The organism is Pandoraea pneumonica (assembly GCF_902459645.1).
Taxonomy (GTDB): domain Bacteria; phylum Pseudomonadota; class Gammaproteobacteria; order Burkholderiales; family Burkholderiaceae; genus Pandoraea; species Pandoraea pneumonica.
Window position 1 is genome coordinate 550,410 of record NZ_CABPSK010000001.1, and the last position, 25,459, is coordinate 575,868.

Sequence of the window (25,459 nt, forward strand, 5' to 3'; positions counted from 1 at the left end):
ATTTCATTAATGCCAAAATGGCATGCAACGAACGAGGGACGATATGAGCGGATTCGACGAACGCATGCTCAACGGCATGAGCGTCTTCGTGGCGATCGTTGAGGCGGGGAGCTTTGCGGCCGCGGGCGAGCGGCTCGAGATGTCGCAGCCGGGTGTGAGCCGGGCGGTGGCGCGGTTGGAAGCCCGGCTGGGCATCCGGTTGTTCGACCGGACGACGCGCGTGGTCTCGTTGACGGATGAGGGGCGGCGTTTCTACACGCAGGTCACGCCGTTACTGGCCGGTCTGGAAGACGCTGCGGCGACGGCCTCCGGCGGTGCCACGGCCGTGCGCGGGCGGCTGCGGGTGAATATCGATCCGTTCTTCTCGCGGCTGATCCTCGGCCCGAGTCTTGAGGCGTTCCTCGCCCAACATCCGGAGTTGCGTCTCGAACTGATCACTCGCGACAGTCTTGGCGACCTGATTGCCGACGGTTTCGATCTGGCCGTGCGCTTTGGCGTGCCGCCAGACTCTACGCTCGTGGCGCGAAAATTACTCGATACGCCGATTCGTACAGTCGCGGCACCCAGCTATTTGAAGCGTTGTGGTCGACCGCTCAAGCCTGAAGACCTGTCGGGAGACGCGCACGCGTGCATTGAATTTCGCGATCCGCAAACGGGGCGGCCGTTTGCCTGGGAGTTTCATCGCAAGCGCAAAAGGCTGGTGGTGCCCACTCACGGACGACTCGTCGTCAACGATGCCGGGACGTTGCTCAGCGCCTGTCTCGCGGGATACGGCATCGCGCAAGTCATGGCGTTCGGTACCGACGTGTTGTTAGCCGACGGGCAACTGGTCGACCTGTTTCCCGATTGGCCCGACGAACGATTTCCGCTCTACGCCTACCATCCGTCGCGACATCACCCACCCGCCAAGACGCGCGCCTTTCTCGATCTGGTGGCGTCACTCACCGCCACGCTGTAAAAGCGTTCAATCGCCATCGCCACAAACTTGCGCGATGCGTTCACGCAGCCAGCGATGCGCCGGGTCGACATCGCGCCGGGTATGCCACACCGCCTGAAAGGCAAACGGTGGAATCGGGAAGGGCGGCGCGAAACGGCGCAACTGCCGGTCGTGCCGTAAGTGAGCGACGGCGCGCTCGGCGACGGTCAGCACGAGGTCCGTGCCCGCGATCAACTCGGTCGCCACGCTCCAATGCGGCATCGCCACCGCGATACGACGTGTCCGGCCCAGGTCGGCCAGCGCCAGATCAATTTCGTTCACGGTGTCTGGGCGCATCGCCACCAGCACGTGAGGTCTTGCCAGCCACGTGTCGAGCGTCAGTGCGCCGCGCGCGGGCAGCGTCGCCCGATCGGCCACGCAAACAAACGATTCGTCGAACAGCGTCTGCGCCTGCAACTCGTCCGGCAGATCGTGAAAAACCCCCAGCGCCAAATCGATTTCCCCATCCAGCAATTGCGTGACCATCGCCTCGCGGCTGGTCTGCGAAATGGCGAGATCGACGCCCGGGGCTTGTTCGCGCAGACATCGTGTGAGCGCAGGCAGGGCGACGCGGGCGCCGTAATCCGACAACGCCAAACGGAAGGTACGTTTTGCACGCCGCGCGTCGAACGCCGGGGCGTGCAGCAGCCCCTGCAACTGCACAAGCGCATCGTCGAGCGGGCGTTGCAACTCTTGCGCGCGAGCGGTCAGACAGAGCGCGCCGTCGCGCCGCACCAGCAGCGGGTCGTCGAAGATCGTGCGCAACTGTCCAAGGGCGTGGCTCACCGCTGGCTGGCTGCGATGCAACCGCACGGCGGCACGCGACACGTGACGCTCGGCGAGCAACGCGTGCAGCGTCAACAGCAGATTCAGGTCGATCCGGCGCAAATCATCCATGGGCTATCCATCGGGTGAATAGTTTGTGTACGAATTTCGAATTTCCATTATTGAAATGGATGATGCACCCTGAAGGCAAGTCATGATTTACGCCAAAGGAGGTCACTTCATGAACGCCTCGTTCACTCCCTCGCTCTCGCCGACGGTGTTTCTGCCGCTGGTCGTTGCCATGTTGGCAGGTGCAGTCGTGCCGTTTCAGGCAGGCAGTAACGCGGCACTGGGCCGCGCACTGGGTCATCCGTTGTGGGCGACGGTCGCGTCGTTGCTCGTGAGCTTGATCGTCATTACGCCCGTGCTGATTGCCATGCGCGCTGGCACCCCCGATCTTGGCCGGGCGGCCAGCGGCCCATGGTGGTTGTGGATCGGCGGTATTGCCGGGGTGGCCTACATCACGGCGGCGCTGATCCTGACCCCCCGGCTCGGTGCGGCGAATTTCATCGTCTGTGTGGTGGCGGGGCAGGTGGTCGCGTCGCTCGTCATCGATCACTTCGGTTTGATGGGACTCGCGCAGAAACCCGCCAACTTGGCTCGCATCGCAGGTGTCGCGCTGATCGTCGCCGGCATGCTCGTCGTGCAGTGGGGCACGAGCGCGCCGGTGAAGTCGGTCGCGGGGCAAGCCGTCGGTTCATGAGCTTGCCCGCGTGGCGCTAGGCCGCTGCCGTCAGGCGGCACTCGCATTCATCGAAGCATTCGTGGCGCCCGCCCCGAATTGCGCATCGACAGCCGCAACGGCGTCGACCAACTGCTGGGCCAGCGCGGACGAAGCGCTGGTCATCGGCGCGCGCAGAACATCGGCAAGCAAGCCTTCCCGGGCGAGCCATGCCTTCACCGGGCCCGGATTCGCCTCCGCGAAGAGCAGCCGCACCACCGGCATCAACGCGTGAAACAACACGCGCGCCACGTCCAACTGCTGCGACTGCACGGCACGGTACAGCGCGACGAAATGCGACGGGCGGCAATGCGACGACGCGATGATGGCGCCATGCCCGCCCATCGACAACGTCGAGAGCAACTGATGATCTTCGCCCGCCAGCACCGACAGGCGCCCGTCGGCGATCAGCGCCTGCGTGGTGTTGGCGTTGCCGCCGCAATCCTTGATACCGCGAATGTTGTCGTGCCCGGCCAGCGTCAGCAGCGTATCGAGCGTAAGCGTCGAGCCGGTGCGATACGGAATGTCGTAGAGCACGAGCGGCGCGCGCGAACGATCGGCCAGCGTTTGGAACCACTGCGTCAGGCCCGCTTGCGATGGGCGAATGTAATACGGCGCAGGCGTCAGAACACCGGCAAGCGGCAGCGCATTGAAGGCATCGAGCCGCGAGAGGGTGTGATTCAGATGATTGCCCGCCAGCCCGGCGATCACGGGCAAGTCGCCCGCTTCCGTCAGCACCGTGTCGAAGACCGCGAGCTGTTCGGCCTCGTCGAGCGCAGCGGCTTCGCCAGTGGTGCCGCAGATCACCAACCCTGCAATGCCCGAGCGGCGATAGTGGACGACGAGCCGACGCAGCGCGGCATGATCGACCGGCGCATCGGCGGTGTTCGCGCTCCCGGGCAAGAACGGCGTGACGAGCGGCAACCAAATCCCGCGAAATCCACTCGCTTGGCCCCGCGACACGAGTCGGGCGGCGGGTTGTGTGGCGGCATTCGGCGTGTGCGACGGTGTGTTCGATGGCGTGTCCTGCATGACTGTCTCCCTGTCAGAGCAAATTCGTTCGAAAGCATCGAAAGCGACGAACGTGTGATGACCTGTACGGCAAACCGTTCAGTTGGGCGACGCGAATCGTGTGACGCGTGGGGAGCTACAGGGCAGGCTGGCGAGATGCGCAGGGCGCGGGTGGGACTGCCGGGTCCACGTGGCTATTCCGTCGCTCAACTGACGGAACAGCACGCTCCGGTCAGTTGAGCGACTGTTTTTTGGCTTTGACGAACGCGCCCGGCTGCTGCGTGGCAGCAACGTTCTCATCATGCGAGCGAAGGGCGTTGAAATTCATCATGCGGTGACTTTATACGCTGTGCGTGAGTGACGTCAAGCGCGTTGTCCTAAAAGTGTCATGCTCCGGCGTTTCGGCATTGAAATTTCGTAGTGGATCGAGGCAACGCATAGGAAAGTTCGATGGCATCGCGACGAACGGGGCCGCAGAGCACGTAGTCGAACGACCATCTGTCACCGTTGTCAGCCACCTTGGGAGGTCGAAATGCAAACCCGACACACCAAAATGACCGGCGTGTGCTTGAGCGCCGCAACCCTGTTGTTCAGCGCGTGGACGTTTGCGCAAGAACTCCCGAAAGGGGAGCCCGCACAAGGCGGTGGTGACGAAGTCGGTATCGCCGGGGGCGGCGTGGATGTGACGCATGCCGCGGCACAAGCTCAGCGCACAGCGCAGCCGACCGCCGGAGTCGATGCCGAGTTTGTCGACAAGGCGCAGCAAGCGGGCAAAGCGGAAGTACAAGCCAGTCAGGTCGCTGTGCAGCGCTCCACCAACCCAGCGGTAAAGCGATTCGCGCAGCAGATGGTCACCGACCACAGCAAGGCCAATGAAGCGCTGCGCCAGCTCGCGGCAAAGAAGGGCGTGAGCGTGCCCAACGACGCTGCCGTGAACCCCGATATCGAAGCGCTCAAGCAGAAGAAGGGGCGCGAGTTCGATGTGGCTTATATGGCGCTGGCGGGGCCGGATGCGCACGAGCAGGCCGTGCAACTCTTCTCAATGGAAGCGGATAAAGGGCAGGACGCAGACTTGCGCGGATTCGCGCGTCAGACGTTGCCGACTATTCGCCATCATCTGAGCGAAGCGCGCGAAGTTTCCGCGAAAGTCGAGATGGGGAAATAAGGCCGCGTTGATGTCATCGCCGCCGCGCGCGTCGGGTTCAAGCGTCCCGAGTGGCGGCCAGCAACTGCTCGCACAGACGCGTTGCCATGTCACCGCTGACGATGTTCGTAAAGCCGAGGAGCAGGCCGGAGCGCGCCGCAAGACCGGCACCCGACGCGCGGCGCATTTGCCACTGACTCACCGCCTGTACTGCCAACCCTTGTTGTTGCGCGGCGGCGGCGAGCGCTTTGTCGTCGCGCCCGCGCGGCAAACTCGCCAACGCATGAATGCCGCCCGCTTGCGGCGCAACCTTGAGCTCGCCATCGAACGCCTGCGCGAGCGCCTCCACCAGAAAACCTCGCCGTTCGGCGTACAGCGCGCGCATTTTGCGCAGATGCCGGGCGAAGTGTCCCTGCGCCATGAAGTCGGCAACGGTGGCTTGCAGCAAAATCGACCCCGGTCCGGGAAGGTGTCTTGCCGCCTCACGGAACCGATCGATCTGCGAGGCGGGCACCACCAGATACGCCAAGCGAAGACCGGGGAACAGCACCTTGCTGAACGTGCCCGTGTAAAGCACGCGGTCGTCGCGGTCCAGACTCTTTAGCGCGGGCAGGGGGCGGCCGTGATAGCGAAACTCGCTGTCGTAGTCGTCCTCCACGATCCATGCGTCGTGCTGCCCGGCCCATTCCAGCAGTTCGAGGCGGCGCGGCAGCGATAGCGTGACGCCGGTCGGGCTTTGGTGCGTAGGCGTCAGCACGGCGAAACGCGCATTTGCCGCACGCTTGCGCCCGGCCGCCACGTCGAGGCCTTCTTCATCCACGGGCACCGGTGTCAGTTGCATCCCGGCACGTTCGAGAAAATGTCGTGCAAACAGGTAGCCGGGGTCTTCGTACCAGCCGGTGTCCCCGGGGCGCAGCAGGGCGCGGCATACCAATTCCAGCGTGCCCAGATGCCCCGCCGTGACGAAAACCTGTTCGTGCGTGCAGGCAATGCCGCGAGAGATCCCGAGATACGTCGCAATCGCGCGTCGCAACGGATCGTAGCCGGTGATGTCCGGATAGATCAGCGCAGCCGTGTCCATGGCCCGGGCATTGCGGCTGGCGAGCCGTGACCATGTTTTGCGCGGAAATGCGTCGAGCGCAGGCAGGCCGAGCTGGAAAGGGCGCGGCATTGCCGTGGCTGGCGTACTCGGCGGCGCTGCAACGGTAACGGATGGCACGGCAATGGTGGGCGTCGCCTCGCCAAGACTCTCCAGCCGTGGCGAGACAAACGTGCCCGCGGCGCCGCGCGCGGTGAAATAGCCTTCGCTCGTCAGCATCTGATAGGCCAACTCGACGGTGCCCCGCGCCAGATTCAATTCGCTGGCAAGACTGCGCACCGAAGGCGCGCGCTCGCCGGGGCGCAGTTTGCCCGACACAATGGCGTCGCGATACCGTCGGTAGAGTTGCAGATAAATCGGGGCGTCCTGCGCCCGGCTGGGCGTGAGCTCGTGCAGTTCCATGCGCGATGTCCTATTCGATCAGTCAATTCTTGTATCTGTTCGATGGGACATGATTTTCCTAAAGTATGGCTTCCGCGACAAGCAATTCTCAACTGGAGTGAGTGATGAGTACCCTTCGTTTGCCGTATTACACGCTGTCCGTCGAAGCCTATCAGGGGTTTGCCGCCACGAAGAAGGCGCTGACCAAAAGCACGCTCGGCAAGCCGCTGGTCGAGCTGGTCTACCTGCGCGTCTCGCAGATCAACGGCTGTGCGTTCTGCCTGGAGATGCATTCGAAAGCGCTGCGCTCGGACGGCATGCCCGACGCTAAGATCGACAGTCTGGCCGGATGGCGCGTGAGTTCGCACTTCGACGCGCGCGAGCGTGCCGCGCTGGCGTGGACAGAGTCGCTGGTGGACGTGGCGCATACCCATGCGCCCGATGAAGACTTTGCGCCGCTGAAGGAACACTTCAACGACGCCGAAATTGCCGATCTGAGCTTCGCCGTTGCGCTGATGAGCGCATTCAACCGTTTAGCGATCGGCATGCGCCAGTGAGCGTTGGCCAGAGGCGCTGGCCGCTGGGGTTCATCCCAACGTCTGCGTGGGCCAGACCATTTCGATCTCGACGGCGATAGAGCGCGCCAGCCCGTCGAGATCGGGAAACAGCGATGCGTTGGTGACGTTCATGCGGTACAGCCATTTCATGGCTTCCGCACGCAGGGCGACGGGCAGCACGATCTTGCGCAGCAGCGGTTCTTCGCTTTCATAGCCATCGAGAATCCGGTGCAGCGGGCGGTCGATCACACCGGGCACGACGAACGTGCCCGATTGCGCAATCAGCCGCCCGTCCATTTCTTCCGGCTCGCCAAACCACACCACCTCGTTGTCGTTGCTGAGGAAGTACTTCTCCATATTCCCTTTCACACGCGGGTCGATGGTGTCGCGCGTGAGCCATGGCGCATGGCGCGGACGGGCACTGTCGTCGTAGAGGGCGGGGGTGTTCAGGGCGAAGATGGCCGCGTCGCTGGTCGTTCGCTCCAAGGCGAAGAAGGCGGCCACGAACGGCGACTTGGTGAAGTCCAGCAGGCGTGTCGGTGCGCCGTGGTGCTGCATCAGGCCGAGGCAGCGCAGGTCGTCGCGCAGCACCTCCGGCCCGGTCACGTGATTGAGCGCCTTACGGCGAAAGATGCGAATCGCGCGCGCCTCACGGCTGCGCCATTGTTCTTTGTCCGAGACGTACGCGTGCAGATAGCGCGACAGCGAGCTCTGAAGATGCCAGCGGGAGTCTTGCTGTCCGCGAAAGGCCCACCCTTCGAAGCGGGAAGACAACTCCATGAAATCCTTCCAGCTCGAAATGACGGTGGTTTCCATGGGGCAGCGATTCCTTTTTTAGTGGCTTTGACATCGGGGTGATGCGCCGTACTCGCTCAGCGAGATAAGCGAGACATGGCGTCGGCCACTATAGTACGGCGCGTGTGACAGCTCAAGCGCGTCGCCTCAATGAGTACAGCACATTCCCGTCAGTTTCCCGCCATCGTCGCGACCAGACGTGCGCCGAGATACAACCCGATGCCGAACACGCCGTGCGTCATCAGGCTGCGCAATCGCATCCGCGTGGGCGTTGGCGTGTTGGACGCAGCGATGCCCGCGCCAAACGCCGGCTGCATCACGAAGAACGGCACCACGACGGTGACGATGCCAAAGGCCAAGGCGGGCAGGATGGTCGGCGTGTGCAGCCAGCCGGGGCCAGTCAATGTCACCAGCCCCGCGGCAAAGGCCACGCCGATGGCGTAATGCGCGAACCAGCCCAGCGCTCGTTCACCGGCGACGGGCGTAGCGTGTGCAATGCTCGGATGAGCGAATCGGCCGCGCGGCATATTTCCCAGCCAGCGCCCGACCATCGCATAGTCGAGCGACGCCATGCCGAATAACCGGCTCAGCAGCCACGCCCATAAATCGATGGTGACGGTGGCGATGACGCCGACCGTGGCGGTTTGTACAGCAACCAAAAGTAAAGTCATATCGAAACGCTCGTGTGCTTTGAAGCGGCAGCAGACGCACCGCGATTGAGGCACTATACGAATTCAAGTCAACTTGAAGTCAAGCGCCGAGGCGGAAATGACACTGGACATTGGGGACGTGGCCGCGCGGGCAGGCGTGCCGACATCGACCTTGCGGTATTACGAGGAGAAGGGGCTGATCGCCGCGACGGGGCGAAAGGGACTGCGGCGCCAGTACGACGAATCGGTACTCCAGACGTTGGCCCTCATCGCGCTGGGCCGGACGTCGGGATTCTCGCTCGATGAGATTGCGGGCATGTTGATGCCCAAGGGCAAAGCCAGCATTGACCGCGCGCGTCTGCAAGCGAAGGCCGACGAGATCGATCGCACGATCCGGCAGTTGAGTGCGCTGCGTGACGGCTTGCGCCATGCTGCGCAATGCCCGGCCACCGAACATTTGGCGTGTCCCCAGTTCCAGCGGATGCTGAAATTGGCAAGTGCACGGCGCATCGTGCATGAAGCGCCGAGCGCACCCATCACCCCACGCGCCAATTCGCGCAAGGCAGGCAAAGCCCCCGCACGCAAGGCGGGTTAGCGCCCTGCGTTGGGCTTATTGCATCGGGCAAACGTTGGCAAGGCTACCCGGGGCATCCGGCGTCGCATGCAGCGCGGTTTGCGTGGCCGGAGTCCCGATGAGCGCCATCAGTCCGCAGGCCAGCGACCCACGCCAGTGGAAGTAATCGTGTCCGGTCGGCGTCGACGCGTACATCACGCGATACCCTTTCGCGCGCAACACGTCGCGCATGTGCCGCCCCGAGGTGCCGATGCCGATCGGGCCGCGCCGGTCTTCAAACTGTCCCGACTCCAGATAGAACGTCACCGGCAGGCGTGGGCCGTTGGCATATTGACGAATCAGCCATCCCGTCTCGCGCGTGGCCGCATCGCCCTGTGACGGCGACCACCAATACGACCCCGACTGCGAGAGCACATTCCCGAACCACTGCGGCGCTTGCGATGCCGCCCACGCCGAGGCCAGTCCACCATAGCTCGACCCCGCGACCACCGTGCGAGCCGCCGGAGCCGACACGCCTTGCGCTTTCGCCCAGGGCATCAACTCATCGGCGAGAAAGCGAGCGAAGGCCGGGTTGGGCGGCAGTTCCTTGCCGCGCGTGTTCCCATCGATGACCCCCACGATGAGTGCGGCCGTGCGCGGAATGCGACCTTCGGCGATCAAATTGTCGAGGATGACGGGCGTGGGCACGGTATTCACATACGCGTGCGCATCGAACACCACGAGCAGCCCCTGCGCGTCGTCATTGGCGCGGTAGCCAGCGGGGCGATACACATAGACGTCGCGCGTATTGCCAAGCGCTGCGCTGGTAAATCGCGTCGCCTGTACCGTACCGGCGGGCACATTGTCGCGCCGGGCGATCCACGGCTGCGGCGGTGCGCCGGGCAACGTGACCGAAGACTTCACGTTGCGTTTGCCGTCAAAACTCTCGACCTCGAACGGATGGCGATTGAGCGGATCGACCTGCAACGTTTTCAGGATGGCGCGGCGGCGCTCCATCGCGGTGCCTTCGATCTCGGGCACGTCGGGTGCCAACTGGTACGACAGTCGCGTGCTGGCGGGCACGACGTAGCTGCGATACCAGACGTCGCTGTTGCCGAGTTGTCGCATGTCGTCGTAGTCGCCCGACGGCGCGCCGAGGATGCGCACGCTGCGCGGGTGGCCGCGCCAGAGGAACGTGACGAGCGAGGTGTTTTCGGTCTCGCGTCCGAGCAGCGAAGCGGGTTCATCGCCCGTGACCGAACCCGGCGGCACGGTCTCGATCATCGGCGTGCCTTCGGCGCTCACGGCCTGCCAGAAGGCGTCGGTATTGCCCCCCGCACAGAGTGTCGTGTTTAGCGCCAGCAGACGCGGGCTGACGAGACCCAGACGGTATTGGGGCGCTGCCGGGTCGCCCACACATGCGCCTTGTGGCGTGACTGGCGTGACCGGCGCAGCTTGCGCCGCATTGGCGGCAAATGAAATGAATAGCGTAACAACGGCAGCACGGACGGCCGACGCGGCACGCGGCATTTGACGTGTCATGTCGGGCCTCAGAAGTCGATGCTCGTCGAGAGCTTGAACGTGCGCGGTGCGTTTTGAATCACGTAACCGTCGTTGAACGTCCCCGACCACGCAATGCGATTGGTCACGTTCTCGACGGCGGCGCGGAACACGACGGCTTTGCCATAGACGCGCGTGGCGTAGCGTGCGCCGACGTCGTAACGCGTCCAGCCGCCGATACGTTGCGTGTTCGACGAGTTCACGTACTGGGCGCTGGTGGTAATCATGCGACCCGAGAGCGTCACACCCGGCACCCAGGGTAAGTCCCACTCGGTGCCGAGGTTGGCGGTCCACTTGGGTACGCCGTACGGGGTGTTGCCGTTGTAGAGATTGCCCGCCGTCTTGGTCAACTCGCCGCGTGTGTAAGCCACGCCGCCCAGCACACGCCAATGGGGCGTGAACTCACCGAACAGATTCCATTCCACGCCGCGATTGCGTTGCTCGCCGTCGGGGTTGTAGGTATTGGTCGCCACGTCCTTGATCATGCTCGGCTTGGTGATCTGGAAGAACGACAGCGTGTTCGAGAAGCTACCGGCGTCCCACTTCACACCGACTTCGGCCTGTTTGCTGCGATACGGCGCGAAGACTTCGCCATAGTTGGCGGCGCTCACGTCCGTGACCATGCCGCCTTGCGTGAGCCCTTCGATGTAGTTCGCGTACAGCGACACATTCGGGCCGAAGGGCTTGAGCACCACACCGAACGCCGGGGTGATGGCGTTCTCGTCGTAGCTCGATGTCTGCTTGCCGGTCGCGGCGGCGAACGCTTGCGCGCGCACGCGTTGGCTGCGCACCCCGGCGATGAACGTCACGCGGTCTTGCCAGAGCGAAATGGTGTCGGCCAGACCGAAGCTCGAGAGTGTGGTGCCCGACGTCTTCGGGGCGCTGCCCGGGTCTTTCGCCAGCGCGGGGTTGACCGGCGAGTAGATGTTCGAGTTGTAGTTGGCGCTGGTCGTGAAGACGTTGCCGCTGGTGATATCCAGCGACGTCGCCGAGAGGGTCAGCTCGTGTTTGAGCGGGCCGGTGCGGAACTTGGTGCGCACCCCGGCGTCGAGCGAGAACGTTTCGGTCCAGCCGCGTTGGAAGTAGGTCGCACCCGTGTAGCTGCCGTCCGGTTTGATCGGGCCGGTACGCGTACCGGTGATGAAGCCGGAATAGCGATAGTTGAGCGCGCCGATGCCCGCGTAGGCCGTAATCGCGTCGGTGACGTCGACTTCGCCGCGCAGTTGCACGCCGTTGCTCTCCAAGTTGCCGAACTCGCCGCGCAGCACGTTGGTGCCGGGTTTGGGCGGTGCGACGACCGTGCTTGCGAAGGTTGCCATCCACGGGCTGCCCCCGCTGAACTTCTCGGTATCGGTATAAGCGTCGAGCCCGAAGCGCACGCGATCGGTCTTCAAGTCGAGCGCAAGCGAGCCAAACTGGCGCTGTTTGTTCTGCCCGTCGAGGGTGGTGCGTCCGTCGCGTAGCGAGCCGTTAAAGCGAATGCCGAACTCCTCGTTGGGGCCGAAGCGTCGCCCGAGATCGGCTTGCACCCCGAATTGCGAGTCGGACATATAGTCGGCAGTGACCCGGGCCAGCGGCGTGCTCTCGGCCTTTTTCGTCACTACGTTGATGGCCCCGCCAACCGCGCCCGAGGGCGACATACCGTTCAGTAGCGCATTCGGCCCTTTGAGCACTTCCACGCGTTCGATGAATTCAACCGGCACGTGGCCGTAGGGCGAGAGGCCGTACATGCCGTTGAGCGAGACTTCATCTGCCGTCAGCGGGAAGCCGCGAATGCTGAAGTTCTCGTACATGTGGCCGCTCGACGTGGTGAAGCGTACCGAGGGGTCGTTATCGAGCACATCGGCCAGCGTGGTCGACTGCTGGTCCTGAATCGTCTTCGCGGTGTAGGACGTGATGCTGAACGGCACGTCCATATAGTCTTTGTTGCCGAGCAGACCGAGGCGTCCGCCGCGTGCCACCTGTCCGCCGTCGTAGGCTTCGGGCAGCGCGATGGCCTGCGCGACCACGTTCGTGGTGGGCAGCACCACGGCACCTTCTGTGCCGAGCGATGCGCTAGCTTGGTCCTGCGCTGATGGGCGCAGCGTGTACACCCCGTTGCTGCCGCGCATCGCTTGCAGTTGATGCGGCGCGAGCAAGTGATAAAGCGCCTCGTTAAGCGTGTACTCGCCACGGATACCCGAGCTTTGACGCCCTTGCGTGAGCGAGGCGTCCACCGCCAGTTCGATGCCTGCGGCGCTCGCGAAGCGATTGAGTACGGCGTCCAACGTGCCGGGCGCGACTTGCCACATACGGCGTGCTTCGGCGGCGCTTTGCGCCGAGGGCTCAGTGGCAGGGGCTGCGCTCGCGTGTGTCGCGGCGCTAGCGGCGGCGAGCGCAATGAGCAGCGCAATCGCCGGGCGCAGGGCAGCGGCAGAGGCGGTGGGACGCAAGGAAACGGCTTCGGAAATCAACACCATCGGAATGCCTGTCGGTTCGGATCAAGGGATACCGGTGAGCGCAGAGATGACCCGTGCGCGCCGGTGCATGCTTGGTATTCCGAACGAGATCGACAAACCCGCAATCGAAAATGAAAAAAAGTAGAAATTTTTTTGGCGAGGGTTCTGGCGCCTGCCTCGACCCCGGATTACTTCGCTTTGACGGTGACCCAATAACGCGTGCGGTACACCGTTTCCACGGGCAACCCGATGGTCAGGCTGGCCAGTGCGCGGTCGGTATCCGCGAGCGAGAACACGCCACTCACGCGCAGATCGGCAACCGCCGCATCGCATCGCAACACCCCCCGCCGGTAACGGCTGAGCGCGTCGACAAGGTCGCCCAGTCGCATGCGCTCGACAATCAACTGCGCCCGCGTCCAAGCGTCAGCGTCGGTATTGGCGGTGCTTGGCGGGTCTATCGCTGCGGATGAGAAGCGCGCGAGTTGTCCGGCGTCGAGCCGCTGTGTGCGCCCGGTCTCGGCGGTGCGCACGAGCACGATGCCGTCGTAGACGGCGACCTGCGTGCGATCGCCTTCGTCACGTACTGAGAAGCGGGTGCCGATGTCTCGGATCTCGCCTTGGCGCGTCGCGACGACCAGCGGCGATGGCGCGGTGCCGGGGGCGGTTTCGATGCAAATTTGTCCGCGCCGCAACGTAATGTGCCGCTCGCCGGGCGTGATGCGAACGTCGACTGCCGACGCGGTATCGAGCCAAAGGCGCGTGCCGTCGGCGAGCACAAGGCTGCGCACTTCGCCGACGCCGGTGGCGTAATGGGCTGCGGCGGACTCCCAAACGGACGAGCGTTGCAGTGCATAGCCCGCGCCTGCGAGCGTGACGACGCCGCCGAAGACCCGCAGCGCGCGGCGTCGGCTGGCAGATGAGACGCGCGGCGTGGCGCGGGCCGTAAGCGTGTCGAAGGCGACACGCGGCGGTACGGGATGCAGGGCGTCGAACTTGCGATCGATCGCCCCGAGCCGTTGCCAGGCGCGCTCGTGATCGGGGTGTGCAGCACGCCAGCGTTCGCACGCGGCGACATCGTCCGCACTGGCCGAGCCCGACCACAGCCGCGCCAGCCAAAGGCTGGCTCGTTCGATGACTTCAGGGGCGAGCGGTGCCTGTGCTGCCGAGGCGTCGGAAGAAGCGGGGCGTCCGGCGCTCACGTGTCGCTCCCGTATTGCACGGCATAGCACTCGCGCAACGCATGCGCGATGTACTTCTCCACGGAAGACACCGAGACCTGTAATCGCTCGGCAATCTCGCGGTATTCGAGCCCTTCGAGCTTGCACAACAAGAAGGCGGTGCGGGCTTTCGCTGGCAGACGAGCGAGCAGCGTGTCGATTTCGATGAGCGCTTCAAGCACGAGGGCACGTGTTTCGGGTGAAGGGGTCATCGGCTCCGGCAACGCGGCCAGCGTTTCACGATAGGCGGCCTCGATATCGCGGCGACGGAACAGGTCGATGACGAGACAGTTGGCAATGCGGGCGAGATAGCGTCGGGAGTCTTCGGGCTGCGGTGCACGTCCACTCGAGAGCACGCGTAAATAGGTGTCGTGCGCCAGATCGGCGGCATCGAACGTACTGCCGAGTTTCTTGCGCAACCACCCACGCAGCCAGCCGTGATGATCGCTATAGAGCGCGCTCACCTCGCGCTGAAAATGACTTTCCATGATTCCCCGTGTTCGCATGGCGCGAATTCCACGAACCACGCGTGAGCGTGCGAGACCCCACCTGATACGTGCGGCCTACGAGGGATAGCGCTTCTCTGCGAATGATAATGATTCTTATTTATTCTAAGCGGGAATGATGAGGTGACGCAATAGGCGTGACGGGTGCCGTGCGAACGAAGGGACGAGCTTCAGGGGGACACGTCAGGGGGCGATCAACCCGAGTCCGATGGCGCGAGCTACGGCGGCGCGGCGATTGGTGGCACCGAGCTTCTTGACGGCGTTGGTGAGATGGAAGGTCGCCGTGCGCTCTGAGATGGCGAGAATGCGCGACGTCTCCCATGCCGTCTTGCCCGCGGCGGCCCATTGCAGGCACTCGGTCTCACGCGGCGTGAGATGGATCGCCGATGATGTGATCGCTGCCGTGCCGATCATGTCTTGCAGACGCACGAGCGTGAGGAGGGCGAGTTGGGCGAGGGCGACGACCGGGGCGTCGGCCGCATCGGGGTGTTCGCGCGACAACGCGACGATGGCTTTGTCGATGGCGGTGTCGAGCAGACGGTATTGGGGCTGTTGGCGAAGGGACTTGCGAAGGCCGTCGGTCATGGTGTCGCGCGCAGAGAAGGTATCGATGCCTTCTATTCGGAGCGACGGGGGAAAAGCGGGAGATTATTTTTCCGGGCAGGGCACTTCGGCGCCTATGCCGCCCGCGCCGGTGCCAACTGCCGCGTGAGCGTGGCGAGGGCGTCGTCTTGCGTCATCTCCGAGGTATCGACGGTGACATCGGCCAGCCGATACAGCGCTTCGCGCGCATCGAGCATGCGGTGAATGTGATCGAGTGCTTCCTTGCGCAGGGCTTCCGTGGCAATACGCGCATCGTTTTGCTGCATCACACGCTGAAAGTGGACTTCCGGGCGCGCGCGTAGCCACACGGTTCGAAACGTGCGCAGCAGACGCTCATAGGTCGCGGCTTCAGAGACGATACCGCCGCCGGTGGCGAGCACCACGCGTTCGTGCTCGGCAACGATCCGCTCGATGCACTGGCGCTCGATACGCCGCATGGCCGCTTGACCGTACAACGTGATGACTTCGCCGATGGCGATGCCCGCTTCCCGTTCGACTTCCTTATCCAGTTCAATAAACGGCGCGCCGATGGCCTCGGCTAGCCTCGGCCCGAGCGTCGACTTGCCTGCGCCGCGCAGGCCGATGAGCGCGATGCGATGGCCGCGTGCCGTGGCACCCGCCGCACTGGGTGTCACGATCTGCCGCCGCAAACGCGAGAGCGTCTCTGGCGATTGCTGCCGCAGGTATTCCACGAGGATGAGCAGATCGCCGTCGTACGCCGTGCGCTCGGCAACGAGCGTTTCGACCGCAACATTCAGGGCGTCGGCCAGCTTGTGCAACACCGTGAGCGACACGTTGCCGGTGCCAGCTTCCACGCGTGCGAGATAGGGCAGTGACACGCCCGACTGCGCGGCGAGTTGCTTACGGGTCATGCCGCGCTGCGCGCGCAACATGCGCACGCGCTGCGCCAGCGAGTTCAGCCGGGAGGCGACTGCGGCATCGAAGGTTTCGGCAGGCTCGGCCGCATCGGACGAGGGGCGATTGACCATAGTGGGTAACGAAGAACGGCGTCTTTGAAAGATGTCGATAAATATACTATGAGATATCGAGCGCGCCATGGGCATTCTTACGAGACGCCACGACTATCGCGGCATTAAGTGCAATAAATTGCCTGATATGCCAAATCATCCCTGTTAACCCTGAATTGCATTGCACAAGCCCCGCAACGTGAAAAATATCTTATAAGATACTTTTCACGATTTGGAGCCAATGCAAAACATGACCTATCCCCATCTGCGCGTGCGTGTCGACGACGGCATCGCGTATGTCGAACTCGACCGCGCCGACAAGCGCAACGCCCTGTGTAATGCCGCCATCGATTCGCTTGAAGCGGCATTCCGCGACTTCGACGACAGCGTGCGAGCGGTGGTGCTCACGGGGGCTGGCGAACACTTCTGCGCCGGACTCGATCTGGCGGAGAACAGCACACGCGACCCGCTCGACGTTCTGCGTGTTTCGCAGCGCTGGCACAAGGTGTTTCACGACATGCAGTTCGGCGGTCGCCCGATCGTGGCGGTGCTGCAAGGCGCGGTGATCGGCGGCGGCCTCGAACTCGCGCTGGCCGCCCATGTGCGCGTCATCGAGCGCAATGCCTTCTTCCAACTGCCCGAGGGCAAGCGCGGCATTTTTGTCGGCGGCGGTGCCTCGGTACGCGTCGCGCGTATTCTTGGCCCTGACCGGATGACGGAAATGATGCTGACCGGCCGCCGCTACGACGCCGTGGACGGCGAACGGCTCGGCCTCGGTCACTATCTGGTCGACGCAGGGGCGGGTCTCGCCCTTGCCACGCAACTCGCCCGCGAGACAGCGGCTAATAGCCCGCTGTCGAACTGGGCGACGATTCACGCGCTCTCGCGCATTCACGATATGTCGATGGCCGACGGCTTATTCACCGAGTCGGTCACCAGTGCACTGATGCTGGCCACCCCCGAAGCGCGCGATCGCATGGAGCGGTTTCTTGGGGGCACCCAGCGCTGACATGGGGCGTATGCGCAGGGTCCGGACCGAACGAAATTCAGGAGATGAACGTGAAATACGACAGCATTGAACAGGTCGCCGTCATCGGCACCGGCGTCATCGGTGCGAGTTGGGCGGCTTACTTCCTCTCGCGCGGCTTGCGCGTCACTGCATGGGACCCGGCCCCGGGGGCTCGCGAGCGCTTACGCGAGACGGTCGATGCCCACTGGCCGACGCTGGTACGCATGGGCCTCACTGCCGATGCCTCGCGCGACTCGTTGACGTTCCACGACACGCTCGAAGGCGCGTTGCAAGGCGCTCACTTCGTTCAAGAGAGCGGTCCCGAGCGTGAAGACCTGAAGCAGGATCTTTTCCGCCGGATGGACGCGGCACTGCCGCCGTCGGTGGTGATCGCATCGAGTTCTTCCGGGCTGCTGATGAGCCGCGTGCAGTCGGTGTGCGAGCACCCGGGGCGCGTGGTGTTGGGCCATCCGTTCAATCCGCCGCATCTGATTCCGCTGGTGGAAGTTATCGGCGGCGAGCAATCGTCGCCCGATGCCATCGCGAGCGCAATGCAGTTCTATCTCGCCATCGGCAAGCGGCCCATTCACGTGCGCAAAGAGGTCAAGGGCCACATTGCCAATCGCTTGCAGGCAGCGCTCTGGCGCGAGGCGATTCATCTGGTCGATACCGGCGTGGCATCGGTGGCCGATATCGACGACGCCATCGCCTACGGCCCCGGCTTGCGCTGGGCGGCGTTCGGTCCGTTCCTGAATCTGCACCTCTCTGGCGGCGCGGGCGGCATCGGGCATCTGCTCGACCATCTCGGCCCGCCCATCGAGTCGTGGTGGGCCGATCTCGGCGCACCGACGCTCACGGACGAGCTCAAAGCGCGCATCGTGGCCGGTGTCGACGCTGAGCTTGCCGGGCGCGGTAACGCACGTATCGAAGCGCAACGCGACGCCGTCATTCTCGGCATTCTCGCGAACAAGCCGTAAGGCACCTGTCACAGGTCATTCGTCGTCGGGGAAGCGGCGGGGGTGGTGTCAATCCGCCCTCGCGCACCTACACCTCAGGAGACAAGCATGAGCAAACCGAAGGTCATCGTCACCATCGCGCCCACGGGCGGCATGGCATACAAGTCGCAAAACCCGCATCTGCCCACGCAACCCGACGAAATCGCGCGCGACGTCTACGACTGCTACAACGCGGGGGCCAGCGTCGTCGCCATTCACGCACGACGCCCGGGCGACGATGGCGCGACGTGCGATCCGGCGATCTATCGCGACATCAATCGCCGTATTCGCGACAAGTGCGACATCGTCATCAACAACTCCACCGGCGGCGGCGTGCACGGCGACATGATCGGCCAGCGCGACAGCGGCTACTGGGAGATTCTCTGGGAGGAGCGTCTGAAGGGCATGGACGCCGGGGCCGAGATGTGCACGCTCGACGCCACCACCATCATTGCGAGCTTCGGTGGCAAAGAACTGCTGATGCACACATCGCCCGAGCGCTCTAAGCACCTCGCGATCGAGATGAAAAAACGCGGCATCAAGCCGGAGTGGGAAGTGTTCAGCCCGACGCACATCGTGCAGGACTTGGCGACGCTCACCGCTGCCGGGTTCGACGACGAGCCGTTCTTCGTCAATTTGGTGCTGGGGGTGCATCGCGGCTTCCAGAACGCCATGCCGTACACGCCGCGTGTGTTGCAGTCGATGGTCGATCTCTTGCCCAAGGGCAGCATTTTCTGCGTGAGCGGCATCGGCCCGGCACAACTGCCGTCGGCGATGAACTCGCTGCTGCTCGGCGGTCACGTGCGCGTGGGGCTGGAAGACAACCTGTATTACGAACAAGGTGTGCTGGCGACGAACCAGCAACTGACCGAGCGCATCGTGCGCTTGGTGCGCGAGATGGGCTATGAGCCAGCGACGCCTGCCGAAGCGCGGGAAATCATGGGTCTGCCGCGTAATCGCGAAGTGCTGCCGGAGTTTGCTGTGCGTTGATCGACGCTCGCGCGTCGCAAGCTGTACGGCCCCAAAAATACAAGACAAGGAGACATGTCACATGGCGGCAAACAGGTTCACACGCAGTTTCACGTCGTCGTTGCGCTCGGTGAGTTTGCGATCGGCAACCTCGGCACTTTCAGCGCTCTCGGTGCTCTCCATTTGCGCCGCGGTGCTGATGGCACCGTCACCGGCGCGGGCACAGCAGGGCGCCGTCACCATCGGCGTGACGTTATCGACGACGGGGCCGGGCGCGTCGCTGGGCATTCCCGAAAAGCAGGCGATCAGCATGTTGCCGCAGACGCTGGGCGGTTTGCCTGCGCGCTACGTCGTGCTCGACGATGCCACCGATCCCACGATGGCGACGAAGAACGCGCGCCGTCTTGCGACCGAAGATAAAGCCGATGCGATCATCGGCTCGTCCACCACACCGGCGTGTCTGGCCGTGGCGGCCGTCGCACTCGACACGCGCACGCCGCAACTGGGGCTGTGCCCGTTCGTGCCGAGCGCGGCGCAAATGCGCTATGTGTTCTCGCTACCGCAATCGGTGGCGGTGATGGCCGATGCCGTGCTCGACGACATGAAGGCGCACAAGGTCAAGACGCTCGGCTTCATCGGCTTCTCCGATTCGTACGGCGAGGCGTGGTTGAAGGACATTCAGGCACGGGCAGCGGCACGGCAGATTCAGGTCGCGCCGGTCGAGCGCTACGGCCGTAGCGATCAGTCGGTGACCGCGCAGGTGCTTAAGTTGCAGGCCGCCAATGTCGACGCGGTGATCGTCGCCGCGAGCGGAACGCCCGGCGCGTTGCCGATGAGCACGTTGCGAGAGCGCGGCTACAAAGGGCGCATTTACCAGACGCACGGCGTCGCCAACAACGACTTTCTGCGTGTGGCGGGCAAGAGTGCGGAGGGTGTGATCTTGCCGGTGGGCAACATCCTCGTGGCCGAACAGTTGCCGGGCAGTCATCCGGGCAAGGCCGTCGCAACCGACTTTGCCAAGCGATACGAAGCGCAGTACGGCGCCGGGTCGCGCAATTTGTTCGCGGGCTATGCCTACGACGCTTATCTGGTGCTCGATCATGCCGTCGCGATTGCCGCTAAACAGGCGCAGCCGGGCACGCAAGCGTTCCGCGACGCACTGGTCACCGCCATCGAGCAGACGAAAGGGCTGGCCGCCACGCACGGCATGATCAACATCAACGCACAAGACCACTCGGCTTATGGCGAAGACGGTCGCGTGCTCGTTACGGTGAAGGGCGGCAAGTGGACCATCGACTAAACGGCGGAGGCAACATGGGGACGGCACTGCGGCGTCTCGCCACGCCCGATATCGAACGGGAGATGCGCGCCGACGGGAGCTTCGTGATCCGCTCGCGCGCCACGCTCGGCGAGTTTTCGCGCAGCCCGGCCGATTGGCTGGTGCAATGGGCCGAGCGCACGCCGGAGGCCGTGTTCGTGGCGGAGCGCTGGCGCAGCCCCGACGCGGGCACCGGCTTGTGGCGGCGCGTGACCTACCGCGAAGCGCTTGCGGCGGCGCGTGGCATCGGTCAGGCGTTGCTCGATATGGACGTACCGCGCGAGCAGCCGGTTGTCATTCTCTCGGACAACAGCGTGAACCATGCGCTGTTGGTACTGGGCGCGATGATGGCCGGGCGGCAGACAGCGATTGTGTCTTCCGCGTACTCGCGCGTGGCTCGCGATATGAGCAAGTTGCACGGCATTCTCGCGCGGCTCGACCCGGCGTTGGTCTATGTCGAAGATGGCGAGACGTATGCCCGAGCCCTCGATGGCGCGCCGATTCGCTGCCCCGTGGCCGCCACACATAACGTGCGCGATGGCTGGCTGTCGTTCGATGCGCTAGCCGAAACGCCTGCAACGCCCGCGCTCGACGCGGCCTTCGCACAAGTGACGCCCGACGATACGGCCAAGCTGCTGCTGACGTCGGGCTCGACCGGCAAGCCGAAGATCGTCGTCAACACGCACCGCATGCTCGCTGCGAATCAGCAGATGATCGCGCAGTGCTGGCAGTTCATCGACAACGCGGCCCCGGTGGTGGTGGACTGGCTGCCGTGGAGTCACACGTTCGGGGCGAATCACAACTTTCATATGGCGCTGCGCAACGGCGGGGCGTTCTACGTCGACGATGGCCGCCCGGTGCCCGAGTTGATCGGGCGTTCGGTCGAGAACCTTCGCGACGTTTCGCCGACGCTGCACTTCAACGTGCCCAAGGGGTTCGAGGCGCTGGCGCCGTATCTGGAAAGCGACGACGAATTCGCGGCGCGTTTCTTCGACCGTCTGCAAGTGTTGTTCTATGCGGCGGCGAGTCTGCCGCCTGCGGTGTGGCAGCGTTTCGAACGGCTCGCGGCGCGTCATTGCCGGGCGGGCAATGCACTGCCGTTCTTCACGTCGGCGTGGGGTGCGACCGAAACCGCGCCGCTCATTACGAGCGTGCATTTCCCGATTCCGGGGGCCGGAAACATCGGCGTGCCCGCACCGGGCAACGAGCTCAAGTTCGTGCCTAACGGCGACAAGTTGGAAATGCGTGTGCGGGGTCCGTCGGTGTTTCGGCGCTACGCGGGCGATCCGCAGGCCACGGCAGCCGCGTTCGACGAGGAGGGTTTCTATCGCACGGGCGACGCCGGGCGGCTGTGCGATGCGGCTGACCCGAATGCAGGCGTCATCTTCGATGGACGCGTGTCGGAAGACTTCAAGCTGACGAGCGGCACATGGGTGTCGGTCGGCGCGCTGCGCTTGCGTGCCGTGAGCGCGCTCGCCCCGTACGCGTCGGATGTCGTCATTGCCGGGCATGACCGCGACGAGATTGGGCTGCTGATTTTCCCGTCACCGGCGCTACGTCAGACGGCGGGCGACGCAACGGCACAGCACTCGGGGCAGACATTGGCGTCGCACGATGGCGTGCGTGCGTTAGTGGCGCAGGCGCTCGCCCAACTCGCCGAGGATGCCGGTACGTCGCAGCGCGCCGCGCGCGCCGCCATTCTTTCGTCGCCGCCGTCGTTGGAGCAGGGGGAAATTACCGACAAGGGTTACGTCAATCAGCGGGCGGTATTGAATCTGCGCGCCGACGACGTCGCGCGGCTGTATTCCGATTGCACGTCGGTCATTCGTCTGCCGGTCTGACGCAAGTCAGGCGCGGTCGGAGGAGATTGTTGGGGGAAGTGGGGCAGAAGCGGGAAAGAAGCGGGAAAGAAGCGGGAAAGAAGCGGGAACAGAAGCGACAGCGCGCCGACGGCAAGGATTACCGTCGGCGCGCGAAGTCGCGTGGGGCACACGATCAGGCTAATGCTTCGCCGTGACTCTCCGGCAAGAAGAAGTAGACGATGATGGCGGCGAGCAGGAAAAACCCGGCGGTCGCGCCAAGCGCAGCGCTCACATTTTCACCGCGTGAGAGCAAACCGACGGCCGCAGGTGCCAGTGCGCTAGCGGCTCGGCCCGTGTTGTAGATGAAACCCTGCGCCGTGGCACGGACTTGCGTGGGGAACATCTCCGCGAAGGTCGGCGCAAAGCCGCTGTAAAAACCGGTGCCGAAGAACGCCACGACCGGCCCGAATGCGAGTAGCAGCATCGGCTCTCGAATCGCCACGTAGAGCGGCACGGTGACCGCCGAGACGAGGAAGAACAGCAGGAACGACTTGCGGCAACCGATGCGGTCGGCGATATAGCCGAAGCAAATGAAGCCTGCCGCCGCACCGATCTGCATGATGACGATCCATGTCGTCGAGCGCATCAGGTCGAACCCCGGGCCGCCTTGATCGATTGGCGTGGACAGGTACGCGGGAATCCACGTGAACAAGCCCCAGTAACCGCACATCGCGGCCGCCGTGAAAGCGAGTCCGACGATGGTGCTGCGCGCATAGGGACCAAAAAGCATGCCGATCGTCTGACCCAGCGTGAGACGCACGCGTTGTTCGCGCCAGATGGCCGGCTCTTCCACATGGCGGCGCACCCAGAAGGCGAGCACTGTCGGCAAAAGACCGAAGGCAAACACCCAGCGCCAGCCGAAGTGGGGCAGGATCACCGCCGCGACGATAGCCGCCACCGCATACCCCACGGCGAACGCGCTCTGCACCCACGCCATCACTTTGGCGCGGTGCTCGGCAGGCCACGTTTCGGTAATCAACGCGGCACCCGCCGACCACTCGCCACCGATGCCCAGACCCAGCAGAAAGCGGAACACGAGCAGTTGCGTGACGGAATCGGCGAAACCACACAACGCCGTGCCGATGGAGTAGCACAGAATCGAGAGAATCATCGAGCGCGTGCGGCCAATGCGGTCGGCAAGAAAGCCGAAGAACAGCCCGCCGAATGCTGTCGCCAGCAACGTGAGCGACGCGATCATCCCCGCCACGCCCTTGTCGAAGTGCAGATCGACGCTGATGTAGCGAATCACCATCGCAAACAACATCAGATCCATGATGTCGAGCATCCAGCCGATGTAGGCCGATCCGAATGCTCGCCATTGCGCCGGGCTCGCGCCGCGATACCACGCCCGGCCCGCTGCGCCCGCCGGTTTGAGGGCGGTCGTACCAGTGTCCATTCTTGTCTCCTTCATGGAACCCATCCTATTGTTATTCCTCGTGTATCGACTATCGATACCAATGGGAATAATTTCGTTTGAATGTTAGCAGGTCATTGCGAAGCGGTGTCTTCTGGTAAACCATAAATAGTGCTTTGCGTATCGATGATCGATACTCTGTGTCGAGATTGTCTCGACACATCGGTCCGTCGAGATTCGGAAGCCTTTGATGCCGCGCAGGCATGTCGTCCTGCGGGCGGGTTTTAGGAGATTGAGAAGTGAAGCCGTTTCAATTGCGTTTGTATGAAGATGTCATCGCCCCCAACCACGCACCGGTTTATTTGCCGTCGGCGCGCCGGGCGATCTATGTGGTGCGTGGCGATGTGGCGATCGAATTCGATACTGGGGCGCAGCATCACGTCGCACAAACTGCGTGGCTGGGCGAGGACAATGTTGCCCTCGTCGCGGGTAGCGAAGGGGCGACGTTGTGGCGTTGGGAACTGATGTCGGGCGACGCGCCCACGTCCGGCGAGATCGCTTGCGCACCGGGTGCGTCGTCGACGCTGAAGCTCGCAGCACCGATTGAATTGGACCCGCGCCAACACTGGCTCATGCGTTGCGACAAGGTACAATTCCCCCCCGGCGGCGTCGCGCATACGCACGTGCATCAGGGGCCCGGCGTGCGATGCACGCTCGAAGGCGAGATCACGATCGAGACACTCGGCGCATCGCACACTCACGGGCCGGGCGAGGCGTGGCTCGAACTGGGGCACGCGCCCGTGCTGGCGCCGACGACCGAGGCACGGGACACGACGTTTATCCGTTGCTTCATCCTGCCGCGTGCGTGTCGCAATCGGAGTTCGATTCGTTACGTGCACGCTGAGGATGCGAACAAGAACAAGCCGCAGCGCTACCACGTATTCGGCGAGCGTTTCATCTCGCTCGACGCGCAGTAGCCGCTAGGCGACAGTGACAAAGGACATGCAGTGAAACGATCGAAGGACACTCCGGCAGACGTTATCTTGACGCCGCAACGCGTGGCATCGGCAAGCGCCCTCGAGCAGGGTGGTGCGATGGCGGGTGAGAGCGGCGCAGATGAACCCAACACGTCGTCGACTTCGGTCATTTCGCTGCGCATTCTGGAGTTGCTGGCTGAGCGCAATGCGGAGTGCGGCGTGACACATCTCGCCGCAGCACTCGGCGTACCCAAAGCCCGTGTGCACCGGCACCTGACGGCGCTGCGTCAGGAAGGGTACGTGGTGCAGAACCCAAGTACGAGCCGTTACCGCATCGGCTGGCGTCTATTTCTGCTGGGGCAGAAGCTCGTCAAGCAATTCGATGTGATCGGGCTCGCCCGTCCGGTGATGGAAGAACTGCGCGATGCCGTCGGACAGACCATTGTGATCAGTTCGTTCACTGAAACCGATGTGGTCGTGCTCGACGTGATGCGCGGGCGTAGTCCGTTAGAGATTTTGTTGCACCCGGGCACGCAGTTCAAATTGCACACGGTAGCGCAGGGCAAGATTGCGCTGGCGTTCGGCGCGCCGGCGCGGCGTGAGGCAGCGCTGGCAGCGCCGCTCGATGCGTGCACACCACACACGATTACCGATGCGATGCGGCTCTCGCACGAGTTGGCCTTGGTGCGGGAGCGTGGTTGGGCCGATGCGCCGGAAGAGGTGTTTCTCGGGGTGAACGCGTTGGCGGCGCCCATCATGCAAGACGACGGCTCGTTGTTCGGCACGCTGGCCATTGTCGGCTCGATTCACTATCTGCCCGCACACCCGAACCCGCAGACGGTTGCTGCACTGACCGATGCCGCCAAACGCATCTCGCGCTTATTGGGTGCCGAGCGCGGCGGCTGAGCGAAACGCCGACATGCGCAATGTTTTGCCGATGGCGCCAGTCGATGCGCGAACGCGTCGGTAAA

General features: G+C 63.8%; 24 protein-coding genes. 12 read left to right on the top strand and 12 right to left on the bottom strand.

What is annotated here, in order from left to right:
• The first annotated feature begins 43 nt into the window (after nt 1–43).
• Nucleotides 44–958, top strand: coding sequence for a LysR family transcriptional regulator (locus PPN31114_RS02460; RefSeq protein WP_150677900.1), 915 nt, complete (start codon nt 44–46; stop codon nt 956–958).
• A 6-nt stretch (nt 959–964) separates the two neighbouring features.
• Here PPN31114_RS02460 and PPN31114_RS02465 read toward each other — a convergent pair whose 3' ends face one another.
• On the bottom strand, nt 965–1,873 hold the full coding sequence (locus PPN31114_RS02465; protein ID WP_150677901.1) for a LysR family transcriptional regulator: 909 nt from the start codon (nt 1,871–1,873) through the stop codon (nt 965–967).
• A gap of 109 nt (nt 1,874–1,982) precedes the next feature.
• Between PPN31114_RS02465 and PPN31114_RS02470 the strand changes: the two genes are divergently transcribed.
• A complete protein-coding gene (locus tag PPN31114_RS02470; RefSeq protein ID WP_150677902.1) occupies nt 1,983–2,504 on the top strand; it encodes a DMT family transporter in 522 nt (173 codons plus the stop codon).
• A 30-nt stretch (nt 2,505–2,534) separates the two neighbouring features.
• On the opposite strand, the gene dapA is transcribed toward PPN31114_RS02470, so the two are convergent.
• On the bottom strand, nt 2,535–3,554 hold the full coding sequence (gene dapA, locus PPN31114_RS02475; protein ID WP_150677903.1) for a 4-hydroxy-tetrahydrodipicolinate synthase: 1,020 nt from the start codon (nt 3,552–3,554) through the stop codon (nt 2,535–2,537).
• Between the two features lie 511 nt (nt 3,555–4,065).
• Here dapA and PPN31114_RS02480 point away from each other — a divergent pair.
• Entirely contained in the window at nt 4,066–4,698 is a 633-nt protein-coding gene (locus PPN31114_RS02480) for a DUF4142 domain-containing protein (protein ID WP_150677904.1), read from the top strand.
• 37 nt (nt 4,699–4,735) lie between these two features.
• On the opposite strand, the gene pdxR is transcribed toward PPN31114_RS02480, so the two are convergent.
• Complete coding sequence (gene pdxR, locus PPN31114_RS02485; RefSeq protein ID WP_150677905.1) at nt 4,736–6,178, bottom strand: MocR-like pyridoxine biosynthesis transcription factor PdxR; 1,443 nt, start codon at nt 6,176–6,178, stop codon at nt 4,736–4,738.
• Nucleotides 6,179–6,282: 104 nt separating this feature from the next.
• On the opposite strand from pdxR, the gene PPN31114_RS02490 reads away from it, so the two are divergent.
• Nucleotides 6,283–6,714, top strand: a complete 432-nt coding sequence (locus tag PPN31114_RS02490) for a carboxymuconolactone decarboxylase family protein (RefSeq protein WP_150677906.1) — start codon at nt 6,283–6,285, stop codon at nt 6,712–6,714.
• 30 nt (nt 6,715–6,744) lie between these two features.
• Here PPN31114_RS02490 and PPN31114_RS02495 read toward each other — a convergent pair whose 3' ends face one another.
• Nucleotides 6,745–7,530, bottom strand: coding sequence for an FRG domain-containing protein (locus PPN31114_RS02495; RefSeq protein WP_150677907.1), 786 nt, complete (start codon nt 7,528–7,530; stop codon nt 6,745–6,747).
• A gap of 149 nt (nt 7,531–7,679) precedes the next feature.
• Nucleotides 7,680–8,180, bottom strand: a complete 501-nt coding sequence (locus PPN31114_RS02500; protein WP_150677908.1) for a DUF2938 domain-containing protein — start codon at nt 8,178–8,180, stop codon at nt 7,680–7,682.
• A gap of 97 nt (nt 8,181–8,277) precedes the next feature.
• Between PPN31114_RS02500 and PPN31114_RS02505 the strand changes: the two genes are divergently transcribed.
• Complete coding sequence (locus PPN31114_RS02505) at nt 8,278–8,754, top strand: helix-turn-helix domain-containing protein (RefSeq protein WP_150677909.1); 477 nt, start codon at nt 8,278–8,280, stop codon at nt 8,752–8,754.
• Between the two features lie 15 nt (nt 8,755–8,769).
• On the opposite strand, the gene PPN31114_RS02510 is transcribed toward PPN31114_RS02505, so the two are convergent.
• The 6 genes from PPN31114_RS02510 to PPN31114_RS02535 form a co-directional block, all read right to left on the bottom strand.
• Nucleotides 8,770–10,254: an alpha/beta hydrolase-fold protein gene (locus PPN31114_RS02510; RefSeq protein ID WP_150677910.1), complete on the bottom strand. Its 1,485-nt coding sequence runs from the start codon at nt 10,252–10,254 to the stop codon at nt 8,770–8,772.
• 8 nt (nt 10,255–10,262) lie between these two features.
• On the bottom strand, nt 10,263–12,731 hold the full coding sequence (locus PPN31114_RS02515; protein WP_150677911.1) for a TonB-dependent receptor: 2,469 nt from the start codon (nt 12,729–12,731) through the stop codon (nt 10,263–10,265).
• 167 nt (nt 12,732–12,898) lie between these two features.
• Nucleotides 12,899–13,909: a FecR domain-containing protein gene (locus PPN31114_RS02520; RefSeq protein ID WP_150677912.1), complete on the bottom strand. Its 1,011-nt coding sequence runs from the start codon at nt 13,907–13,909 to the stop codon at nt 12,899–12,901.
• Nucleotides 13,906–14,415, bottom strand: coding sequence for a sigma-70 family RNA polymerase sigma factor (locus PPN31114_RS02525; protein WP_150677913.1), 510 nt, complete (start codon nt 14,413–14,415; stop codon nt 13,906–13,908). The genes PPN31114_RS02520 and PPN31114_RS02525 overlap by 4 nt, the downstream gene beginning before the upstream one ends.
• 201 nt (nt 14,416–14,616) lie before the next feature.
• On the bottom strand, nt 14,617–15,018 hold the full coding sequence (locus PPN31114_RS26510) for a response regulator transcription factor (protein WP_150677914.1): 402 nt from the start codon (nt 15,016–15,018) through the stop codon (nt 14,617–14,619).
• Nucleotides 15,019–15,110: 92 nt separating this feature from the next.
• Nucleotides 15,111–16,025: a helix-turn-helix transcriptional regulator gene (locus PPN31114_RS02535; RefSeq protein WP_150677915.1), complete on the bottom strand. Its 915-nt coding sequence runs from the start codon at nt 16,023–16,025 to the stop codon at nt 15,111–15,113.
• 229 nt (nt 16,026–16,254) lie between these two features.
• Here PPN31114_RS02535 and PPN31114_RS02540 point away from each other — a divergent pair, with 229 nt between their 5' ends.
• The 5 genes from PPN31114_RS02540 to PPN31114_RS02560 all read left to right on the top strand — a co-directional run bounded on the left by PPN31114_RS02540 (nt 16,255) and on the right by PPN31114_RS02560 (nt 22,136).
• Nucleotides 16,255–17,013 (top strand): crotonase/enoyl-CoA hydratase family protein, encoded by a 759-nt coding sequence (locus PPN31114_RS02540; RefSeq protein WP_150677916.1) that lies wholly within the window; start codon nt 16,255–16,257, stop codon nt 17,011–17,013.
• 44 nt (nt 17,014–17,057) lie between these two features.
• Nucleotides 17,058–17,990 carry a 3-hydroxyacyl-CoA dehydrogenase NAD-binding domain-containing protein gene (locus PPN31114_RS02545; protein WP_150677917.1) on the top strand — a complete coding sequence of 311 codons (933 nt, stop codon included), beginning with the start codon at nt 17,058–17,060 and terminating at the stop codon, nt 17,988–17,990.
• Nucleotides 17,991–18,077: 87 nt separating this feature from the next.
• A complete protein-coding gene (locus PPN31114_RS02550; protein ID WP_150677918.1) occupies nt 18,078–18,998 on the top strand; it encodes a beta-keto acid cleavage family enzyme in 921 nt (306 codons plus the stop codon).
• Between the two features lie 61 nt (nt 18,999–19,059).
• The gene (locus tag PPN31114_RS02555) at nt 19,060–20,277 is read left to right on the top strand and encodes an ABC transporter substrate-binding protein (RefSeq protein WP_150677919.1); all 1,218 of its coding nucleotides are present in this window, start codon (nt 19,060–19,062) and stop codon (nt 20,275–20,277) included.
• 14 nt (nt 20,278–20,291) lie between these two features.
• Nucleotides 20,292–22,136 carry a feruloyl-CoA synthase gene (locus PPN31114_RS02560; RefSeq protein WP_150677920.1) on the top strand — a complete coding sequence of 615 codons (1,845 nt, stop codon included), beginning with the start codon at nt 20,292–20,294 and terminating at the stop codon, nt 22,134–22,136.
• A gap of 154 nt (nt 22,137–22,290) precedes the next feature.
• On the opposite strand, the gene PPN31114_RS02565 is transcribed toward PPN31114_RS02560, so the two are convergent.
• Entirely contained in the window at nt 22,291–23,553 is a 1,263-nt protein-coding gene (locus tag PPN31114_RS02565; RefSeq protein WP_150677921.1) for an MFS transporter, read from the bottom strand.
• A 257-nt stretch (nt 23,554–23,810) separates the two neighbouring features.
• Between PPN31114_RS02565 and PPN31114_RS02570 the strand changes: the two genes are divergently transcribed.
• Both PPN31114_RS02570 and PPN31114_RS02575 read left to right on the top strand, forming a co-directional pair.
• Complete coding sequence (locus tag PPN31114_RS02570; protein ID WP_150677922.1) at nt 23,811–24,488, top strand: cupin domain-containing protein; 678 nt, start codon at nt 23,811–23,813, stop codon at nt 24,486–24,488.
• A 30-nt stretch (nt 24,489–24,518) separates the two neighbouring features.
• Nucleotides 24,519–25,394 (top strand): IclR family transcriptional regulator, encoded by an 876-nt coding sequence (locus PPN31114_RS02575; RefSeq protein ID WP_150677923.1) that lies wholly within the window; start codon nt 24,519–24,521, stop codon nt 25,392–25,394.
• Nucleotides 25,395–25,459 lie beyond the last annotated feature (65 nt).